This is a genomic window from Sulfitobacter sp. DSM 110093 (assembly GCF_022788715.1).
Lineage (GTDB): Bacteria > Pseudomonadota > Alphaproteobacteria > Rhodobacterales > Rhodobacteraceae > Sulfitobacter.
This window is the reverse complement of record NZ_CP085167.1, coordinates 1812730-1833463: the sequence shown is the minus strand read 5'-3', so window position 1 is coordinate 1833463 and position 20734 is coordinate 1812730. Positions and strand designations below refer to the sequence as shown.

Sequence of the window (20734 nt, the reverse complement as noted above, 5' to 3'; positions counted from 1 at the left end):
CCGAAGCCGTCTCAGCCGTTGGCTTCGCGGATCTTATCCGCAGCGTCTTTATCAAAGGTCACGCCGTTCTCGGCAAAAAGCGTATCCAACTCGCCCGACAGCGTCATCTCGGTGATGATGTCACAGCCGCCGACGAATTCGCCTTTGACGTAAAGCTGGGGAATGGTCGGCCAGTCAGAGAAATCTTTGATCCCTTGACGCAGACCTTCGTCGGCCAGCACGTTCACATCGCTATATTCAACGCCCATATAGTTCAGAACCCCGGCCACGCGGCTGGAGAAACCGCACTGCGGCATTTCCTTGGTGCCTTTCATAAACAGCACAACATCGCTTTTGGAGATTTGTTCTTTGATCTGGCTTGAGGCATCGCTCATGTCATTTGTCCTTCACATCTGATTTCTTGAACGCAGCATGGTAGCGCCGCGCATAGGTTTCATCGTCGGCCCAAGGCTTTACGTCCAACTCGGCCCCGCCGAGAAAGAAACCGCCTTGTTTCTTGGTCCAATTCGTGTGCCCGCGTTCTAGGCTTTCGTTGCGCCGTGCCGCACTGGCCACGACATCAAGATCGGTCGCCTCCATCCCCAGTGGCACTTTGCCGGTCTCAGGGCGCGGAGGTTGGCGCTGCGACAAGGGCACATGCCGCCCGCGCTGCATGCGGTGCTGAACAAAAGCAATTGCGGCGATCCCGCCCAAAACAACTCCTGCGGTCCAGCCCCACATCGTTAGTCTGGCGTCCGTGTGGTCAGCGCCAGCGCATGCAGATCGCCGTTTGATCCGTCCATCTTGCCCTTCAGGGCCGCATAGACGGCGCGCTGCTGCTGTACGCGGTTCATGCCACGGAAACTCTCATCCACGACCATGGCCGCCATATGCACGCCGTCATTGCCTTCGACGGTGATTTTCGCGTCAGGAAAGGAAGCGCGGATCAAGTCTTCGATTTCGCTGGCTTGCATGGGCATGGGGTGGCTCCGATTACTGTGTTAGCTTGGCCTAGATGTAGTGCCGCATAGCGCTGCGTGCAAGGCGAAGGCTTGCGCCGATCTCGCATTGACCTTTGCCCGTGAAGCAACACACTCTGCACCCCCGATAGGTAAAGGAAACCAGATGGACCGCATCCCCGAACAGGCGTTGAATTGGGCCGAGGCCGGACAGCCCGTGGCATTGGCCACTGTGGTAGAGACGTGGGGCTCTGCGCCGCGCCGCGCAGGCGCGCAGCTGGTGGTGGCGGGCGACGGTACGATGATGGGCTCGGTCTCGGGCGGCTGCGTCGAAGGTGCGGTGGTGGTCGAAGCGCTTGAGGCGATTGGGGACGGGCGCACCCGGTTGCTGGAGTACGGCGTCAGCGATGGCGATGCCTTTGCCGTGGGGTTGGCCTGCGGGGGCACAATCAAGGTGCTGGTGGAACCGATACGATCCGATGCACTCACGCTTGAGATGCTGCGCGATCTGGTAGCGGCGCGCGCTGCACGGCAGCCCGTGGCCTATGAAGTGGCGCTTGATGGCAGCACGCGAGAGCTGTCCCGCGGGGGGCATGAAGGTCGCTTTCGCCGTGACCGCTCTGGGATCGACGAAGACACGGGACGCTTCATCGCCATTCATAACCCGCCGCTGCGGCTGGTGATCGTGGGCGCTGTGCATATCGCGCAGCATCTGGTGCGCATGGCGGGAGAGGCGGGCTTCGATCCGATCGTCGTCGACCCGCGCGAGGCCTTTGGCTCCGCCGCGCGGTTCCCTGAATGCCGCGTGATGAACGATTGGCCCGACGCCGCCCTTAAGGCAATCGGCTTGGATGCCCGTTCTGCCGTGGTGTTGTTGACCCACGACCCGAAATTGGATGACCCGGCGCTGCATGTGGCCCTGGGGACAGAGGCGTTTTACATCGGTGCGCTCGGCTCGAACCGGACGCAGGCCAGTCGCCTTGCGCGGTTGCAAGAGGCGGGCGTGGCAACGGATCAGGCTGCGCGGATCCATGGGCCGGTTGGTCTCGACATTGGCGCTGCCAGCCCGGCCGAGATTGCTGTGTCGATCCTTGCACAGATGATCCAAACGCTGCGCCGTCCATGAGGTTCGGCCCGGTCCCATTAAGCGACGCACTTGGCGCAACATTGGCCCATTCTGTCGTTGTCAGCAGCGGACGGCTGCGCAAGGGCCGTGTGTTGGCGCAAGAAGATATCGCAGCGCTTGAACAGGCTGGGATTCAAGAGATCATCGTCGCCCGCCTTGATCCCGGTGATATAGACGAAAACACAGGCGCAGCCCAACTGGCCAAAGCGCTCTGTGGTCCGGGGCTGCGGATCTCCGACCCCTTTACCGGGCGGGTGAACCTTTTGGCAGAGGGGCCGGGCGTTGTGATGATGGGCCGCGCCGCGCTTGAGGCGGTTAATGCAGTACATCCGATGATCACCTTGGCCACTGTGCCGCCCTTTCAGCAGATGACTGAGAATGGGATGGTGGCGACGATCAAGATTATCTCTTACGCCGTGCCGCAGGAAGCCGTTGACGCCGCCTGCGCCGCAGCCGGAAAGGCAGCGCTGCGTCTGGCAAAACGAAAACTTCGCGATGCGACGCTGATCATCACGGATGTGCCGGGCGGGGCAGGCGACAAGGGGCGCGTGGCGGTCGAGGGGCGGCTGGATGCGCTTGGGGTCACGTTGAATGACGTTGTTATGGTCCCACATCGATCTGCGCCGTTGACAAAGGCACTCGCCGCCGCACAGACCGATCTGACCCTTGTACTCACCGCGTCTGCCACATCTGATATTGACGACATCGCCCCCTCTGCCTTGCGACAGGCGGGCGGTGAGGTTGAGCGGTTCGGGATGCCGGTCGATCCCGGCAATCTTTTGTTCCTCGGTCATCTGGGGCAGCGCCCGGTGATTGGCCTGCCGGGCTGCGCACGTTCGCCGGCGCTTAACGGGGCGGATTGGGTGCTCTCAAGGTTGGTCTGCGGCATTCCGGTCACCAGCGCGGATATCGCGGCAATGGGCGTTGGTGGGTTGCTAAAAGAAATCCCGACCCGCCCACAGCCGCGCAATCCTGGCAAAAGCGCGCGCGGCGGCTGAGACGCAGGCCGTCGAAAATATGTGTTCTCAACTAGGGCTTGTCGTGCTTAACTGCCTCTAACAAGCGTCAGACTGGGAGGAAGAACATGACACAGGTCAAGATGACCGTGAACGGCAAACCCGCGTCAGGAGAGGTTGAGGGCCGCACGCTGCTGGTGCAATTTTTGCGCGATGATTTGGAACTCACTGGCACCCATGTGGGCTGTGACACCAGCCAATGCGGGGCCTGCGTGGTGCATGTGAATGGCAATGCGGTCAAAGCCTGCACCATGTTCGCGATCGAGGCCGACGGCGCTGAGGTTGCGACCATCGAAGGGCAGGCGGCCCCCGATGGCACGCTCAACACCATCCAGCAGGCGTTTCAGGATCACCACGGGCTGCAATGCGGATTTTGCACGCCAGGCATGGTGATGTCGGCGGCGGCCCTGCTCAAGGACAACCCCAAACCAAGCGAGGCCGAGGTGCGCCATTACCTTGACGGCAACATCTGCCGCTGTACCGGCTACCACAACATCGTCAAAGCGATCATGGCGGCCAGCGGCCAAGAGGTCAGCGCGCTGGCGGCAGAGTAACGTCGGAAGCAGCGTCATGCAGAGCAGACCGGTGATGGCGGAGGGAGGACCACCAAAACCGGGCGCCGCATGACTGATCAGGTGCATCCGCACCGCCACCAAACGGGAGGATATTATGCCAAAGGATTTTGAACCGAGCAGCGGAATTGGGGCCAGCAGCAAACGGCGGGAGGACGTGCGCTTTCTCACCGGGTCGGGGCGCTATACCGATGACATCAACCTGCGCCGCCAGACCCATGTGTTTTTCCTGCGCTCAGACGTGGCGCATGGGCGGCTGACGGGGGTTGATACCTCTGCCGCCGAAGACATGCCCGGCGTGCTAAAAATTTTCACCGGCGCTGACTTTGCCGAGATCGGCGGCATGCCCTGTGGCTGGCAAATCACCGATAGACACGGCCAACCGATGCAAGAGCCGAAACACCCGGTTCTCGCTCATGAAAAGGTCCGTCATGTGGGCGAGCCCATCGCCGCCGTGGTGGCCGAGACTTTGGCGCAGGCGCGCGACGCCGCTGAGGCAATCGTCGTCGATATCGATGAGTTGCCCGCCGTGGTGAACATGAAAGAAGCGGTCAAAGATGATGCGCCCAAGGTGCACGACGATCTGACAAGCAACCTTTGCTACGACTGGGGCTTTGTTGAAGAAAACAAAGACGCGGTGAGCAAAGCGTTCGAAGAAGCCGCGCATGTTACCACGCTTGAACTGGTCAATAACCGCCTTGTCGCCAACCCAATGGAGCCGCGCGTAGCCATCGGCGAATACGACCGTTCGGCGGGGGACCATACCCTTTATACCACCAGCCAGAACCCGCATGTGATCCGCCTGCTGATGGGTGCCTTCGTGCTGGGCATCCCTGAACACAAACTGCGCGTAGTGGCCCCGGATGTGGGCGGTGGTTTCGGCACAAAGATTTTCCATTATCAAGAAGAAGCCTTTTGCACCTTTGCCGCAAAGGCGGTGGGGCGTCCGGTGAAATGGACCTCCAGCCGGTCCGAGGCTTTCATGTCCGACGCCCATGGCCGCGACCATGTGACCAAGATCGAACTGGCGCTGGATGCCGAGAATAACTTCACCGCGCTGCGCACCGATACCTATGCCAATATGGGCGCCTATCTGTCGACCTTCGCGCCCTCGGTGCCGACATGGCTGCACGGCACGCTGATGGCGGGGAATTACAAAACGCCGCTGATTTACGTGAATGTTAAGGCGGTCTTTACCAATACCGTGCCAGTAGATGCCTATCGTGGTGCCGGGCGGCCCGAGGCGACCTATCAGCTTGAGCGTCTTGTCGATAAGGCGGCGCATGAGCTGGGGGTCGACCCGATCAAACTGAGGCGGCAAAACTTCGTGACGGAGTTTCCCTATGCCACGCCTGTCGCGGTGGAATATGACACGGGCGACTACAACGCCACGATGGACAAGCTTGAGGAGATCGCCGACCACGCTGGTTTCGAAGCCCGTCGCAAGCAAAGCGAAGCCAAAGGCAAGCTGCGCGGCTTCGGCGTGAACTGCTATATTGAGGCCTGCGGCATCGCGCCGTCGAACCTTGTTGGCCAACTGGGTGCGCGCGCGGGGCTGTATGAAAGCGCCACGGTGCGGGTCAACGCGACCGGCGGACTGGTTGTCATGACCGGCAGCCACAGCCACGGGCAGGGGCATGAAACCTCCTTTGCCCAAGTGGTGGCCGATATGATCGGCATTGATGAGAATATGGTCGAGATCGTTCATGGCGATACGGCGCGCACGCCGATGGGCATGGGCACCTATGGCTCACGCTCGCTGGCTGTGGGCGGCAGCGCCATGGTGCGCGCGACCGAAAAGATCATCGCCAAGGCCAAGAAGATCGCAAGCCACCTGCTCGAAGCCTCGGAAGGGGATATCGAGTTGAAGGATGGGGCCTTCAGCGTTGCGGGCACCGACAAATCCGTGGCTTGGGGCGATGTGACGCTGGCGGCTTATGTGCCGCATAACTATCCGTTGGAAGAGATTGAGCCGGGGTTGGAGGAAACCGCCTTCTATGATCCGTCAAACTTTACTTACCCGGCAGGGGCATATGCCTGCGAGGTCGAGCTTGATCCCGAAACCGGGCATGTCACGGTGGAGCGGTTCACCGCAGCCGATGATTTTGGCAACGTCGTGAACCCGATGATCGTCACCGGCCAAGTGCATGGCGGTTTGGCCCAAGGCATCGGTCAGGCGCTATTGGAGAACTGCGCGTACGACGAAGATGGGCAGTTGCTCAGCGCGTCTTACATGGATTACGCCATGCCCCGCGCCAGCGATCTGCCGTTCTATGACGTGGATCATTCTTGCCAGACACCCTGCACCCACAACCCCTTGGGCGTGAAAGGCTGCGGGGAGGCGGGGGCGATTGGCTCACCTCCGGCGGTGGTGAACGCGGTGCTGGATGCCATGCGTTCAGGTGGCAAAGATATCGGCCATATCGACATGCCGGTCAGCCCCGCACGGGTCTGGGAGGCGATGCATGGTTAAGGCTTTGAACCACTGTGATATCTGCAATAACGAAGAGGGGCGACGCGCCTTGCGACCTCTGGGAAGGATGAACGATGTATGAATTCGAAGTAGAGCGCCCCGGTAGCGTGGCGGACGCGGTCAAGGCTTTAGGCCAAGAAGACGCGCAACCGCTGAGCGGGGGGCAAACGCTGATCCCGACATTGAAAGCACGGCTGGCGATGCCATCGGTTCTGGTGTCCCTCACGGGTATTGAAGAACTCAAAGGGGTCGAGATGCGCGATGGCGCGCTTTGGATCGGGGGCGGCACCACTCATGCCACGGTCATGCGCGACGCGGCAGAGAACTATCCGGCCTTAGCCAAGCTAGCCGCGCGGATCGGTGATCCGGCGGTGCGCAACCGGGGCACCATCGGCGGATCGCTAGCTAATAACGATCCCTCCGCCTGCTACCCGGCGGCGGCCTTGGCCAGCGGAGCGACGATAGAGACGGACCGGCGTGAGATCGCGGCTGACGACTACTTCCAAGGCATATTCACCACAGCACTCGAAGAGGGCGAAATCGTCACCGGTGTACGCTTCCCCATTCCGCAGGCAGCGCATTACGAGAAGTTCATCCAACCTGCCTCGCGCTTTCCGCTGGTCGCGGCCTATGTTGCGCAGTTCAGTGATGGGGTGCGGGTGGCGATCACTGGCGCTTCGAACGAAGGTGTCTTCCGCTGGACGGAGGCGGAGGCGGCACTGAGCGAACGGTTCGAAGCTGGCGCGCTGGAGAGGCTGGCCCTCGATGGCAGCAATATGATCGGCGATCTGCACGGCAGCGGCGCCTACCGCGCACATCTTTGCGGTGTGATGACACGCCGGGCAGTCCAAGCCATAGCCTGATAGCCGATAACAAGCCGTAAACCTTTACTGCGCTCCCATCCGGGGGCGCGGTCTTTTATTGGGATGGGCTATTGATATTGGATAGCGGAACCTCAGCCCCCATCATGCGTTAGGAGACAAGCGCTGCCCGAACGGCGTTCCCGTAATAATGAGGACGTGAACATGAAAAACCTACTGAGATCTACGACTTCGCTGGGTCTGAGCCTTGCATTGGCTTTCCCCCACGGCGCCTTTGCACAGGATCAAAATCTAGCAGTATGTGGCCCCGTAGGCGAAGTGACGGAATTCCCCTGCGCGTTTGACGATCAGACGGTGGAGAATGCCGAAGAGCTTCGGGTGATTGCCGGGCTGAGTGCCGAAGCCGATGCGAATGCTGAGGCGGGTGACAGTGCAGAAGCACAAGTTGAAGCTGAAGGTGACGCAGAAGCAGAATCTGGTTCGCTTTTGGGTCAAGCTGCGGGTGCTGTATCCGATGCAGTTACCGGCGCTGAAGAGCAGGCCGAAGAGGCCGGTGCAGCTGCGAATGCTGAAGCCCAAGCGGCAGCGGATGAGGCTGCGAACGTAGCTGCAGAGGCTGAAGCCAGCGCCGAAGCCGAGACCGTGGAACTAGAGACTGCCGAACGAGAGATCGGAACCGAGGCGGATGCCGAAGCAGACATGTCTGCTGACGCCGAAGTTGAGGCGGAAGTTGAGCCCGCGCAAGATCCTGAGGTCGCATCTGATGTAGAGGGCGATGCAGATGCGGAGGTCGAGCAAGAGGCTGAGCAACAAGTAGAAGCTGAGACTGAGGGCATGAGCGAAGCCGAAACAGCGGTTGAGGCAGGAGCCAAAACCACTGAGGCGGTTCAAGAGGAGCCAGTTCAAGACGCTGAGGCCGCGCCCGAAGCCGATCCCGCTCAGGACGAGCAAAACGCCGAAACCGAATCCGAGACAAGCGGTGAAGCACTCGGTGCAGAAGCCGATGCCGGTTTGACCGAAGAACAGATCGAAGCGCGCGAAGAACGTCGTGAGGCTCGTCAGGCGGAGCGTCGTGAAGAACGCCGCGCCGAGCGTCAGGCAGAGCGTGAGGCTGCGGCAGCTGCTGCAACAGCCGCTGCGGAAAACGAGTCGGACGCCGAGGTCGTGACCGAAGAAGTGAGCGAAGATGATGTGCGCACTTCGGACGAAGACTTTGACACCAAGGTAACGGCCGCAGCAGAAAACGAAGCTGCCGCTTCGGATGACGACGACGGTGGTTTGTCTGACTTCGAAAAAGCTCTGCTTGTTGGCCTCGGCGCCGTTGCTGTAGGGTCGGTTTTGAACAATGGCGAAAAGGTCGTCAGCCGCTCGGGTGACCGTGTGGTAGTTCAAGACGACACAGGCGAATTGCGCGTGTTGAAGGACGATAACGCCCTGATCCGCCGCCCTGGTGACGAAGTGCAAACCCAGACCTTCGATGATGGTTCTACTCGTACGATTGTGACAAAGAACGACGGCAGCCGCATCGAAACCATCCGCTCGCGCGATGGTAGCGTTTTGCGCCGTACCAAGTTTGATGCGGAAGGCCGTGAGTATGTGCTGGTCGATGACCTCGTAGAAGAACGCGAAGTTGTCGTGACTGACCTGCCACAGGTTCAGGAAACCCAACAGACCGAGCGTAGCAGCACACAGGACGAAGCCGCTTTGCGGCAGGCTTTGCAAGCTGAGATGCGTAATGATCAAGGCCGGACATTCTCGCTCCGTCAGGTGCGCGAAATCCGTGAGGTCCGTTCGCTTGCACCCCAGTTGGAATTGGACGCCGTTCGCTTCCCGACCGGTTCTGCAGCGATCCAGCCTGAGCAAGCCCGGTCGCTGGCAAATATCGGCACCACCCTGCGCGACATGATCCAGAAGGATCCGCGGACAGTGATCCTTGTTGAAGGGCATACAGATGCGGTGGGCGACGCGAGCTATAACCTTGCGCTGTCTGACCGTCGTGCGGAAACCGTTGCTTTGGCCCTGACCGAATATTTTGATGTTCCGCCCGCAAACTTGATCACGCAAGGTTATGGTGAGAGCCAGCTGCGCGTGCCAACGACAGCGGCAGAGCCTGCCAATCGCCGCGCTGTGGTTCGCAACATCTCGGGTCTGCTGCGCTAAGCAAAGCTACCCTAGAAATCGAAAACGCCCCCAGAGCAATCTGGGGGCGTTTTGCGTTGTTTGATCGTGATCTGAGTCGGGTAGCGGGCCAGCCGTGCCGGCCCGAAACCGGTCAACCTATTTGTTGGGCAGGGGCCCGATCACCATGACCATCTGGCGGCCTTCCATCTTGGGGAAGTTCTCAACCCGGCCAATTTCCTTGGTATCCGCAGCAACGCGTTCCAAAAGCTCACGACCAAGGTTCTGGTGCGCCATTTCACGGCCACGGAACCGCAAAGTCACCTTCACCTTGTCGCCACCTTCAAGAAACTTGAAGACATTGCGCATCTTCACATCGTAGTCATTCGTATCCGTATTCGGACGGAATTTGACTTCTTTGATCTCGATGATCTTCTGTTTCTTACGGGCTTCGCTCTCGCGCTTTTGCTGTTCATATTTGAACTTGCCGAAGTCCATGATCTTGCACACGGGCGGGTTGGCGTTTGGCGAAATCTCGACAAGGTCGAGCCCGGCCTCGTCGGCCATTTCCATGGCACGCTGAGGCGTCACAACGCCGACGTTTTCGCCGTCCGCACCGATCAAGCGGATTTCATTGGAGCGGATCTTGTCGTTGACGCGCGGGCCGGTGTCACGTTGGGGCGGCGCGTTATGAGGTCTGCGAGCGATGGTGATGGTCCTTTGATTGTTACCTATTCCGAGAATGCAAGGTAAACCCGACAGGGGCCATCTTCAAGCCGCAAAATCGCGCTATAAGTGGGGTTTGCGCCGATTTCCCCTTGATCCGGGGCCGTTGTGGCGCAATTGACGGGTATGCGGCCACGGGGGTAATCTTTGACTTCGCGGGGCATTGATTAAGGGGAATGGAATGAAGAATCTGGTTTGGTTGGTCGTAGCGGTGTTGATTGCGCTGGCAGGCTATATGCTTTTCACGGGCAAAGGGCCACAAGAGGTGGCAATTGAAGCATCGGATGCGATCAATGCGCCTGCCGTGGCAGATGATGTGACGCAAGCTGCGGGAGAGGCCGCTGATGCGATCACTGATACAGTAGATGCTGCAGGTGAGGCGACCACAGAGGCTGTGGATGACGCCACTGAAAACGCCAATGACGCGGCAGAGCCAGCGGTGCAGAACTAAACAACGGCTGCAAAGCGAAAGACAAAGGCCGCGTCCGGGGGTACCGGGCGCGGCCTTCGTTTAAATTCAAATCCTAGGTTAACTTATTCTGCGGCAGGCTTCATCTGGAAACCCTCTTTGACCTGATCGGCAGGTGTCACAGGATAATCGCCAGAGAAACAGGCATCGCAGTATTGCGGGCAGTCCGCCTTGCGACCTTCGGCTTCGCCCACCGCGCGGTAAAGGCCATCGAGCGAGATGAACTTGAGGCTGTCGACCTGTAGATGGTCGCGCATCTCTTCCTCTGACATGGTCGCCGCGAGCAGTTTTTCACGCTGCGGGGTATCGACGCCGTAGAAACAGGGCCATGCGGTTGGGGGGGAGGCAATGCGGAAGTGAACTTCGGCAGCGCCCGCATCGAGGATCATCTCTTTGATCTTGCGCGAGGTCGTGCCACGCACGACCGAGTCGTCGACCAAGATTACCCGCTTACCTTTGATCAACGCACGGTTAACGTTGAGTTTCAGGCGCACACCCATGTTGCGGATTTGCTCGGTCGGCTCAATGAAGGTCCGGCCCATATATTGGTTGCGGATGATCCCCATCGCATAGGGAATGCCGGATTCAAGGCTGAATCCAATAGCCGCGGGGGTGCCGCTGTCGGGCACGGGGCAGACGAGATCGGCGTCAACGGGGCTTTCCTTGGCCAGTTCCCGACCGATGTTTTCGCGTGTTTCATAGACTGACCGACCGCCGAGGATACTGTCGGGTCGGCTGAAATAGACATGCTCAAAGATGCAGAAACGTGAGGGCACACGGCGGAATGGGAAGTGGCTTTCGACCCCTTTTTCGGTGATCACGACCATCTCGCCCGGCTCAATCTCGCGCACAAATTCGGCACCGATGATGTCGAGCGCGCAGGTCTCGGAACTCAACGCCCAGCCATCGCCGACACGGCCCAGAACCAGCGGGCGCACGCCCAGCGGGTCACGCACACCGATCAGTTTGGTGCGGGTCATCGCAACGACAGAGAAGGCACCTTCGACACGGCGCAGCGCGTCTTCCATGCGTTCGGGGATATTTTGCTGCAACGACCGCGCCATCAGGTGAATGATGCACTCACTGTCCGAGGACGACTGAAAGATCGAGCCGCGCTCGATCAACTCACGGCGCAGCGCGTTGGCGTTGGTGATATTCCCGTTATGCGCAATCGCGGCACCGCCCATGGCAAATTCGCCAAAGAACGGTTGCACATCGCGGATCGCAGTCGGGCCTTTGTTACCAGAGGTGGAATAGCGCACATGGCCGATCGACAATTCGCCGGGCAGGGTCTGCATGATATCCTGCGAGGTGAAGTTATCACGGACATAGCCAAAGCGGCGGGCAGATTGGAAACCGGCTTCGGGATCATAGCTGACGATGCCGCCTGCCTCTTGTCCGCGGTGCTGGAGGGCGTGGAGGCCGAGCGCTACGAAAGTGGCAGCATCGGCAACGCCAACCACGCCGAAAACGCCGCATTCCTCCTTCAGTTTGTCCTCATCTCCGCTGTCGCGCAGATAGGATGTGTCAAAAGGATGGGCAGGTGGCATGAGCTTGGACAACGGGGCAACTCCGAATCCGGGTGAGGTCGGTGCCTATGTAGGGGCTTCACAAGCGACTGTCACCCCGCATGTCGCACGCAGCGGGAGTCGGACCGAAATACACACGGCATATGACCTTAAGATAGGCAGCGTTAATTGAGCCAATAGCCCTTTAACACATGACTATGATACGCGTTTCGCCAAATGCAAAACAGGCGGCCACAATGTTCTGGCCGCCTGTTTAAAAGGAGATTGTTAAGAGATTGTGACGGCTTAGGCGCTACATTTCCCAACCAGCGCTTCGTAGCGGTTGGTGATCCAGCCGAGCGCCTCTTGCGGGTCTTTCTCTTCGATCTGGCCGGTGAAGCGCGAAAAGACAGCAGCCGAACGGCTGTTATCCACGCTGGCCGCACGTTCGCCGGTGATGACCGTATCATAGACAAAGAACGCGATCGCGACGAGCAACACACCACGCACCACGCCGAAGACAAAGCCAAGACCCTGATCCACGCCACCTAATATAGAGCGGTGCACGAGCGAGGAGAACAGCGGGGTAAAGAGGGAGACGATGATCAACGCCGCAGCGAAAACAAGTGCGAAGGCACCGATGACCGAAAGCTCACAGCTATCGGCGAGGAATTCACCGACATAAGGCAACTCACGTACCAGCGGCTCAACCTGTGGTGCAAATAGGAATGCCAATACAGCTGCGGCAATCCAGCCGACGATCGCCATCAACTCGCGTACCAACCCGCGGCCATAGGCCAGCAGAGCCGATAGGATGATGACCACCGCAACCACACCGTCAATAATGGTAAAACCGTCCATGCGCGTTCTTGCCCTCGTGTAAGGGGGGATCAGCCCGCCCCGAAAATTTCGCCAACAAATCCGGTCAGATCGCTCATCGTATTCAGCGCAATTCCGGTCACACCCACGGCTTTTCCGCCGCGCGGTGCAATAGCGCTCGTAAAACCAAGTTTTTGCGCCTCTTTCAACCTGTTTTCCGTCTGGCTTGCAGGTCGTAGCGCACCGGAAAGGCTGATTTCCCCGAAAACAACGGTTTCGGCGGGCAGCGCTACGTCTTCGCGGGCTGAAAGGATCGCGGCCGCGACGGCCAAATCGGCTGCGGGTTCAGAGATTTTCATGCCACCTGCAACGTTAAGATAGACATCTAATCCGGCGAAGGGGATGCCGCAGCGCGCTTCAAGCACAGCAAGGATCATCGCCAAACGGCCCGAATCCCATCCGACCACGGTGCGCCGTGCTTGGGAATGGGGGGAGGGGGCAACAAGTGCCTGAAGCTCGACCAGAACGGGCCGCGTACCTTCGATACCTGCAAAGACGACCGAACCGGGCGAGGGTTGTCCGCGTTCTGACAGGAACAGGGCCGAGGGGTTGGTAACTTCGGCCAAACCGCCGCCGGTCATCTCAAAAACGCCGATCTCATCCGCTGGACCGAAACGGTTTTTGACGGCGCGCAGGATGCGGAACTGGTGGCCGCGTTCGCCTTCGAAATAGAGTACGGTATCGACCATATGCTCCACCACGCGCGGGCCTGCGATCTGGCCTTCTTTGGTCACGTGACCCACCAGAATAACCGCCACACCGCGGCGTTTGGCAAAGCTGGTCAATTCATGCGCCGCCGCACGGACCTGACTGACAGAACCGGGGGCGCTTTCGACGTTATCGGCCCACATGGTCTGAATAGAATCAATGATCGCCAGTTGCGGGCGTTCGGCTTCTAGCGTGGTCAGAATATCGCGCAGGTTTGTTTCGGCAGCGAGTTTTACTGGCGCATCGGAAAGGTCCAGCCGTTGCGCGCGCATGCGAACCTGCGCGCTGGCTTCTTCGCCGCTGACATATATGGTCTTGAGACCCGAATTCGCGAAATGGGCAGCAGCCTGCAACAGAAGAGTCGATTTCCCGATGCCCGGATCACCACCTACAAGGATCGCCGAGGCGGGCACAAGCCCGCCACCCAAAACGCGGTCAAGTTCGGCAATGCCCGATTGTGCGCGGGGAGGCGGAGTTTCTTGGGTGGCAAGGTCAGTCAGTTCAATGGCAGATCCGCGGCGAGCACCCAAGGATTTGCTGGGCGGGCCGGATGAAATGCCTTTGTCTTCGACGATTGAGTTCCAAGCACCGCAGGCGTCGCAGCGCCCGGACCATTTGGAGTGTTTTGCACCGCATTCGGTACATGAAAAACTGGAGGAGGATTTTGCCATGCGCCCTTTTCGCCCAAGGGTTGGATGGCGTCAAAGGAAAAGCATCCGGCCCGTGGGCGATGATCCCGGGGGGGAACCCATAGGCCGGATGCTGCCGCCCAAGTTATTCGGCGGCTTTGGGAGGGAGGTCGATCACGATATTATCAATCGAAGTGGGATCGGGCCTGCGGTTGGCAGGCGCTTCGGTTGGCACCACACGTTCAAGGCCCAGCTCTGGCATGATTTCACGCATCTCATCGCGCAGACGCTCTAGCTGTGCCACGGCGACGCTTTCTTCGAGTTCGACCTCATGCAACCAATGCTTCATCTCGGTCGAGATACCCTTAGCTTGGTTAAGGCGGCTGTTGAACAGTTCGACCTCTTCCTGACGCTGCTTCAGGAAACTGCGTGCACGAGACAATTTTTCATCAGAATAGACCTCTGCCAGATCGCGGGCCACATGACTCATCTGCGCGGCCATTTCGAGAACAGCGGGCTCAAGCGTGCTGAGATCGGGGTGGTCGCGCAGATAGGCAAGACGCTCACGCACTGAATCAAACTCCGAACTCATCTGGAATGTTTCCGCGCGGTCAGCGGCATGCACGGCACCATAGGCGCGGGCCACGTCCTGCATGCCGACTTTGAACTGACGGTGCGAGGTTTCAAGCCGCATAATGCGGCGGTTGGTGGGGAGGAAAAAACACAGACCTACGGCCAGAACGGTTAGCGCAATCTGGGCGTACATCCCGGCGTCCTCAACAGGTGCCCCCGCATATTGCAGATCAAGGCTCACCCAATTCCAAAGGCCCAGGGCCGCCATGATGCTGGCGCCTGTCAGCGCAAGTGCTGCGAGTGCAAAAACCACCAAGGCAAGTCGCTGAAATGCGAATTGAACGAGGTAGGTAAAGGAACGAAGCTGGGACATACTTTCTCCCCCCTGGAAGAGCTACTAAGCAAGTTTCTGCCGACCAACGCCTCTTTATCCTTCTTTGTTCCCGTTCTGCGCGGAATTATGCTGAGGGTTTAACAAACTGTTGCCATAGTATGGCACAACCTCCGGTATTTCGGAAACTTTTTGCACGATAACGCCGAATTATCTGTCAACCGTCGTGCGCCCTGAAACGGCAGTTTGCGCAGGTGATGGCCGCGCGGACTGAGCAGAACTTATAGAATTGAGCAAGAGAGCGGTGGAAAATCGCCGATCTAGTCGGCGTATCGCTTTGCGTATCTGGCACCAAGCGATGTGAGTATTTCATAGCCTATCGTGCCCGCCCAGTCGGCAAGATCATCCACGCCCTGCGTCGACCCCAACAGTTGCAATGTCGCAGGTACTTCGGACAGAGCTGATACATCGACTGTAATCAGGTCCATCGACACGCGGCCAACAATGGGTAGCTGTATCCCATCATGCTGAAAACAGGCGTGACCCACCGCATTGCCCATGGCGCGGGTCAACCCATCGGCATAGCCCGCCGCCACGGTGGCGAGCTTTACCGTGCTTTCTGCCGTCCAAGTGTTGCCATAGCCCACAGTCTCGCCCGGCGTGACGCTGCGGGTTTGGATGACCGGCACATCAAGGGTGACCACAGGCCGCGCATCAGTGAAGGGGCGGCCGCCATAAAGACCGATGCCGGGGCGGGTGACATCGAAATGATAGTCAGGCCCCAATAAGATGCCCCCGGTGGCCGACAGCGACCGTGGCGCGTCGACCCCTTCGGTCATTTCGCGAAAGCTGCGCAATTGCGCATCGTTCATCTCGTGATCCGGCGCATCCGAGCAGGCCAGATGCGACATGATTAGCGAAGGGCCTTGGCTCAGCGCGATGTCGCGTAGGGCGGCCCATTCGGCGGGCTCCATCCCGAGCCGGTTCATCCCGCTGTCGAGCTGGATGCCAAAGCCATGACCGGGCAGGGTTTCGAACTGGCGCAGCAGTTGCTCGGTCGAGTTGATCATCGGGGTCAGCGCCGCGTCGCGGATGGCGTCGGTATCGCCTGCCATATGGCCGGAAAAGACATTGATGACCGGGCCTTCGCCCAAGGCCTGTCGCAGCGCCACACCTTCTTCGGCCAAAGCTACAAAGAACTGCCGCGCGCCCGCCTCGGCCAAGGCTGTGGCCACGCGGGCCGCGCCCAATCCATAACTGTCGGCTTTGACGACCGCGCCGGTCTCGGCCTCCGTCATGCGGTCAAGGGCGCGCCAGTTGTCGGCGATGGCTTGCAGGTCGATGGTCAGGGTCGCTTTGCTCATGCGCGGATGTGGGCCAGAATGTGGGGGGAGGTCAAGCGGCCAAGCGCACCTAACGTCATGCGCGACAGTTGCGGCGGCGTTTTGTTACAGTTTTGCCTACCGGATGCGCAGGATGGGGAGGTCAGGCGGATGACACGGATTAAGATCATGTTCGGCCATACGGCTGTGTCCCTTATGGCGCTGGCTTGTGTGGTGGCCATTGCTGCGATGGTTTGGGGGGCGCCACTGTGGTGCTGGGCGCTGATGCCGCTGGGTATCGCGGCGCAGATGCTCAATGAGTACAACCTGCACCGGCATGTCTTTCACCTTGATCCGCCGAAACGGCAGTGGGCCTTTGATCTGCTCTATCGCACGCATTACGGGCACCATGATTTCCCCACCAACCACGAACTGTTCTTTGTCCCGCTCTGGGTCGCCTTGCCGGTGCTGGCGGGGAATTTCCTTTTGGTCTGGGGGATCACAGCGCTGTTGGGCTTTGATGCCGCGCTATGGATCGCGACGGCGATTGTGCCCTTGGGCGGGGTGCTGACCTTTCTGAGCTATGAGTGGTTCCATATGACGGCACATCTGAGCCTTCCCAAAACGGCGGTAGAGCGTCATGTGACGCGGCTCCACAACCAGCACCATTTTCGCGACTTCAATAAATGGTTTCACGTCAGCCCCGGCGGGCAGATCATTGATCGCGCTATGGGGACGAATATCGACACCGAAGCGTTGAAAAAGCAACAACGCATTGCGTTTATCCGCACTTTGGGGATGAAACCAGATGATCCAAGGCTGTTGGCCGCTCGTGCCAAATTCGCTAAAAGATATGGGCTGAGCGAGGCCGAAGTTGCCCGCGCTGCGCGGGGATGAATGTGAAACTTCCGTAACGTCACGGGCAGGGCGCTTGTCACTATGGATGACGCGAGTAGGGTCGGACCTACCCAAGGGAGGATTAACCATGCATCGATATAGTACCACCACAGCCCTGCTTGCCGTCAGCTTGGCTGCCGGAACGGCGCAGGCCGAGAACCGGATTGACCGCCAATTGCCCAATGCGCCAAAGCTGGCGGCCTATGGCGATCATGGGGTGGGGGTGCGGACGATTGAAATGGTGAACCCCGGCCAGATCGACATTTTGGCGATTGACCCCGCCGCCGACAAACCCGCCGAGATGCCGCGCTATGATCGGCCACTGACAGTCGAAATGTACTACCCCGCCGCCGAGGGCGCGGGAGGTGACACAACCTTCAAAGCCTACCTGCGCGACGGCACGACTGAGGTCACGTTGTACGGCAAAGCAATGCGCGACGCTGATCCAATGGCGGGGGAGACCTTCCCGCTGGTATTGATAAGCCACGGCTATCCAGGCAACCGCTACCTGCTGTCGCATCTGGCCGAAAACCTCGCGTCCAAAGGCTATGTCGTGGCTTCGATTGATCATACGGACAGCACCTATCGCACCCAGGCGGCCTTTGGCTCGACTTTGGTGAACCGGTCGCTGGATCAGCTGTTTGTGCTGGATCAGATGGCGCAGAAGGCAGAAGAGGGTGGTGATTTTGCCGGGCTTTATAACGCTGAAAACTCAGGGTTGATCGGCTACTCGATGGGCGGCTATGGTGCGATTATCACCGCAGGCGGCGGTGTGACAGAGGCCTCGGTTGGCTACCCGTGGGGCGGGCCGCATGGCACATTGGGCATTCATCAAGACGGGTCCGAGACCCATAACGATCTGCCCGATCCGCGCATCAAGACCGCCGTGGCCTTTGGCCCTTGGGGCATGAACCGCGGTTTTTGGGATGCCGAAGGTCTGGCGGGCGTGCAGATCCCAATGCTTTATATCGCCGGGTCGCAGGATGACACATCACTTTACGAAGACGGTGTGCGCGCGATCTGGGAGAACACCACAAACGTTGATCGGGCTTTGCTGACCTATATGAACGCAGGCCACAATGCAGGCGCCCCAATGCCTGCGCCGATGGAATCCTATTACTTTAACGAAGACAAAGGTTTTGACATTTCAGAGCATTACAGCGACCCAGTTTGGGACACGGTGCGCATGAACAACATCGCACAGCACTTCGTTACAGCATGGCTCGACAGTCACCTCAAAGAGGAAGCGGAGAAGGGCAGCTACTTGAGCCTGGTCGAGAGTTCCAATGACGGGGTCTGGTCCGTCGACGAAGATGGGACCGAAAAGGAAGACCACGATTATTGGAAAGGGTTCGCCGAAGGCACCGCCAAAGGGATGATGTATGAGACCCGTGCGGCGGGCGAGTAACGCACATTCCGCCCGGGGCACAGCACTTTGCTGCCCCGGGCGATCCGGCCATCACGGCTTGATATAGGTATAGCCCATCTGCTGTAGCCGCGAGAGTTCTGCCACGCCTGAAGGCACGATGTCTTCTTCCCAAACGTCATAGAGATCGTCTTCGTAGCTGATGTCACGCCCGCGCAGGGTGTTGTTGCAGACATGAAAGCTGACATTCTGCCCTTTGAGCGATGAGACAGATGTTTGCATTTTGTCGTTGCCTTTGGCATCGGCCAGCAGGCTCAGCCCATTGCCGTGAAGCACGACCTTCACGTCGATGTTTTCGGCGCCTACAGCGTTGATATGGTTCTGGATGTTGCGCATGGCACCCAGATGCGCCTTAGAGGCTTCGCCGCCGTCGTAGTTAATGTGATAGACGACCTTCTGCTTGCCATAGCGCTCGGTTTCTTCGGCATGAAGCGCGAAGGCGAAGCTGCTGGCAAGCAATAGGCAGATTGTCCGGATGATGTTTGTCATTTGGTTCCTCCCAATATGCATGACGGTCCACGCGATGCGCAGAGCCGTCTCACCTAGCCTAGCAAGCGCGGGGAGCAATCTAAATCATTTATTCAAAAGTTTGAATTTATCGGGTTGCCGAACGGGGCGCGGCATCGGGTCAGCGCCCCGCTACCTGGGCGCTGACTGTCTTTTGGGGCAGGTTTAAAATTCCTGATCGTCGTTGCCGCCCTGCTGCCAAGGCTGCACAAGGTTGCCAAAGCGGGTAAACTTGCCCTCAAAGCTAAGATCGACCGTGCCAATCGGCCCGTGACGCTGCTTGCCGATCACCACCTCGGCGCGACCGTGCAGGCGCTCCATCTCTTCTTGCCATGCGGCCATCTTGTCCAGTTCGTGATCGCCGGGCTTTTCACGTTCTTTGTAGTATTCTTCACGGTAGACGAACATCACCACATCGGCGTCCTGTTCGATCGAGCCGGATTCACGGAGATCCGACAACTGCGGGCGTTTATCATCTCGGCTTTCCACCTGACGCGAAAGCTGGGACAGCGCGATCACCGGAATGTCGAGTTCTTTGGCAATGGCCTTTAGGCCCATGGTGATTTCCGAGATTTCGTTCACCCGGTTTTCCGATTTTCCCGTGCCGCGCACCAGTTGCAAATAGTCGATGATCAGAACGTCGAGCCCATGTGTCCGTTTGAGGCGCCGCGCACGTGCGGCCAGCTGGCTGATCGGCAGGGCGGGCGTGTCATCAATGAACAGCGGGCAGGCCTCAAGCGCCTTGGCGGCATCGACAAAACGGCGGAACTCGGTCTCGGTCATATCGCCCGAGCGGATCTGCTGACTGGGAATCTCGGCGGCTTCGGACAGAATCCGCGCGGCAAGCTGTTCGGCGCTCATCTCAAGGCTGTAGAAGCCAACAACACCGCCATCAACCGCTCCGGTAGAGCCGTCGGGCTTTTGCCCGCGCTTATAGGCTTTGGCGACGTTAAAGGCGATGTTGGTGGCGAGCGAGGTTTTACCCATCGACGGACGCCCGGCGAGGATCAAAAGGTCAGACCGGTGCAAACCGCCCAGTTTCTTGTCCATGTCGATCAACCCGGTGGAGACACCAGAAAGACCGCCATCCCGCTGGTAAGCGGCATTGGCCACATTAACCGCATCTGTGACCGCTTTGAGGAAGGACTGGAATCCGCTTTCGACCTGACCCTGTTCCGCCAGTTTGTAGAGTTCCTGTTCGGCTTCGACGATTTGCTCACGCGGTTCAGAGGCGACATCAACCTGCGCGGCCTTGGCCGAGATGTCGCGGCCCAGTTGGATCAGGTCGCGGCGCACGGCAAGGTCATAGATCATCTGCGCATAGTCGCGCACGGCAAAGGCGCTGATCGCAGCCCCGGCAAGACGTGCCAAATAGGCTGGGCCGCCGAGCTCTTTCAGCCCTTCGTCGTCTTCCATGAAAGCCTTGAGCGTCACAGGAGAGGCGAGGTTGTTTTTCGCGATCCGCTGGGCGGCGATATCAAAGATGCGCGCGTGAACGGGCTCGTAGAAATGCTTTGGCCCAATGACAGAGGCGACACGGTCATAGACGTCGTTGTTGGTCAGGATGGCGCCCAGCAACTGCTGTTCGGCCTCAATCGAATGCGGCATCGATTCAGGTGCCTGTACAGCCAATTGGTTCGCGTTCAGCGATGTAATCTCGTTCATGACCTCACCCATTTTTACCCAGATGGTCGT

At 59.1% G+C, this 20734-nt stretch carries 20 protein-coding genes; 9 read left to right on the top strand and 11 right to left on the bottom strand.

Annotated elements, in window-relative coordinates; translation table 11 throughout:
• Positions 1 to 11 precede the first annotated feature (11 nt).
• From grxD to DSM110093_RS08940, 3 genes are read right to left on the bottom strand one after another with little or no spacing between them, the layout of a single operon-like run.
• Positions 12 to 374 carry a Grx4 family monothiol glutaredoxin gene (grxD, locus tag DSM110093_RS08950; protein ID WP_093926007.1) on the bottom strand — a complete coding sequence of 121 codons (363 nt, stop codon included), beginning with the start codon at positions 372 to 374 and terminating at the stop codon, positions 12 to 14.
• 1 nt (position 375) lies between these two features.
• Complete coding sequence (locus DSM110093_RS08945; protein ID WP_243264727.1) at positions 376 to 693, bottom strand: hypothetical protein; 318 nt, start codon at positions 691 to 693, stop codon at positions 376 to 378.
• A gap of 29 nt (positions 694 to 722) precedes the next feature.
• Positions 723 to 959, bottom strand: coding sequence for a BolA/IbaG family iron-sulfur metabolism protein (locus DSM110093_RS08940; protein ID WP_067629149.1), 237 nt, complete (start codon positions 957 to 959; stop codon positions 723 to 725).
• Between the two features lie 145 nt (positions 960 to 1104).
• Between DSM110093_RS08940 and DSM110093_RS08935 the strand changes: the two genes are divergently transcribed.
• The 6 genes from DSM110093_RS08935 (at position 1105) to DSM110093_RS08910 (ending at position 9106) form a co-directional block, all read left to right on the top strand.
• Complete coding sequence (locus DSM110093_RS08935; RefSeq protein WP_243264726.1) at positions 1105 to 2064, top strand: XdhC family protein; 960 nt, start codon at positions 1105 to 1107, stop codon at positions 2062 to 2064.
• Positions 2061 to 3062, top strand: coding sequence for a molybdopterin-binding protein (locus DSM110093_RS08930; protein WP_243264725.1), 1002 nt, complete (start codon positions 2061 to 2063; stop codon positions 3060 to 3062). Before DSM110093_RS08935 ends, DSM110093_RS08930 begins: the two co-directional genes overlap by 4 nt.
• Before the next feature lie 86 nt (positions 3063 to 3148).
• Positions 3149 to 3634, top strand: a complete 486-nt coding sequence (locus DSM110093_RS08925) for a (2Fe-2S)-binding protein (RefSeq protein WP_243264724.1) — start codon at positions 3149 to 3151, stop codon at positions 3632 to 3634.
• A 115-nt stretch (positions 3635 to 3749) separates the two neighbouring features.
• Positions 3750 to 6125, top strand: coding sequence for a xanthine dehydrogenase family protein molybdopterin-binding subunit (locus DSM110093_RS08920; protein WP_243264723.1), 2376 nt, complete (start codon positions 3750 to 3752; stop codon positions 6123 to 6125).
• A gap of 74 nt (positions 6126 to 6199) precedes the next feature.
• A complete protein-coding gene (locus DSM110093_RS08915) occupies positions 6200 to 6988 on the top strand; it encodes a xanthine dehydrogenase family protein subunit M (RefSeq protein ID WP_243264722.1) in 789 nt (262 codons plus the stop codon).
• 162 nt (positions 6989 to 7150) lie between these two features.
• Positions 7151 to 9106 (top strand): OmpA family protein, encoded by a 1956-nt coding sequence (locus DSM110093_RS08910; protein ID WP_243264721.1) that lies wholly within the window; start codon positions 7151 to 7153, stop codon positions 9104 to 9106.
• Between the two features lie 117 nt (positions 9107 to 9223).
• Here the strand turns inward: DSM110093_RS08910 and infC are convergent, their stop codons facing one another.
• Positions 9224 to 9772, bottom strand: a complete 549-nt coding sequence (gene infC, locus DSM110093_RS08905; protein WP_093926015.1) for a translation initiation factor IF-3 — start codon at positions 9770 to 9772, stop codon at positions 9224 to 9226.
• Between the two features lie 199 nt (positions 9773 to 9971).
• On the opposite strand from infC, the gene DSM110093_RS08900 reads away from it, so the two are divergent.
• Entirely contained in the window at positions 9972 to 10241 is a 270-nt protein-coding gene (locus DSM110093_RS08900) for a hypothetical protein (protein WP_243264719.1), read from the top strand.
• Positions 10242 to 10324: 83 nt separating this feature from the next.
• On the opposite strand, the gene purF is transcribed toward DSM110093_RS08900, so the two are convergent.
• The 5 genes from purF to alr form a co-directional block, all read right to left on the bottom strand.
• Entirely contained in the window at positions 10325 to 11809 is a 1485-nt protein-coding gene (gene purF, locus DSM110093_RS08895; RefSeq protein WP_093926017.1) for an amidophosphoribosyltransferase, read from the bottom strand.
• A 264-nt stretch (positions 11810 to 12073) separates the two neighbouring features.
• Positions 12074 to 12628 carry a CvpA family protein gene (locus tag DSM110093_RS08890; RefSeq protein WP_093926018.1) on the bottom strand — a complete coding sequence of 185 codons (555 nt, stop codon included), beginning with the start codon at positions 12626 to 12628 and terminating at the stop codon, positions 12074 to 12076.
• Positions 12629 to 12657: 29 nt separating this feature from the next.
• Complete coding sequence (radA, locus tag DSM110093_RS08885) at positions 12658 to 14025, bottom strand: DNA repair protein RadA (protein WP_243264718.1); 1368 nt, start codon at positions 14023 to 14025, stop codon at positions 12658 to 12660.
• Between the two features lie 103 nt (positions 14026 to 14128).
• On the bottom strand, positions 14129 to 14929 hold the full coding sequence (locus DSM110093_RS08880; protein WP_243264717.1) for a DNA repair protein: 801 nt from the start codon (positions 14927 to 14929) through the stop codon (positions 14129 to 14131).
• Positions 14930 to 15207: 278 nt separating this feature from the next.
• Positions 15208 to 16251: an alanine racemase gene (gene alr / locus DSM110093_RS08875; RefSeq protein ID WP_243264716.1), complete on the bottom strand. Its 1044-nt coding sequence runs from the start codon at positions 16249 to 16251 to the stop codon at positions 15208 to 15210.
• A 129-nt stretch (positions 16252 to 16380) separates the two neighbouring features.
• Here alr and DSM110093_RS08870 point away from each other — a divergent pair, with 129 nt between their 5' ends.
• Together DSM110093_RS08870 and DSM110093_RS08865 are read left to right on the top strand one after the other, a co-directional pair.
• Positions 16381 to 17106: a sterol desaturase family protein gene (locus DSM110093_RS08870; RefSeq protein WP_243264715.1), complete on the top strand. Its 726-nt coding sequence runs from the start codon at positions 16381 to 16383 to the stop codon at positions 17104 to 17106.
• 88 nt (positions 17107 to 17194) lie between these two features.
• On the top strand, positions 17195 to 18514 hold the full coding sequence (locus DSM110093_RS08865; protein WP_243264714.1) for a dienelactone hydrolase: 1320 nt from the start codon (positions 17195 to 17197) through the stop codon (positions 18512 to 18514).
• Positions 18515 to 18565: 51 nt separating this feature from the next.
• On the opposite strand, the gene DSM110093_RS08860 is transcribed toward DSM110093_RS08865, so the two are convergent.
• Both DSM110093_RS08860 and DSM110093_RS08855 read right to left on the bottom strand, forming a co-directional pair.
• Entirely contained in the window at positions 18566 to 19021 is a 456-nt protein-coding gene (locus tag DSM110093_RS08860) for a DsrE family protein (protein WP_243264713.1), read from the bottom strand.
• Positions 19022 to 19204: 183 nt separating this feature from the next.
• Entirely contained in the window at positions 19205 to 20704 is a 1500-nt protein-coding gene (locus DSM110093_RS08855; protein WP_243264712.1) for a replicative DNA helicase, read from the bottom strand.
• Positions 20705 to 20734 lie beyond the last annotated feature (30 nt).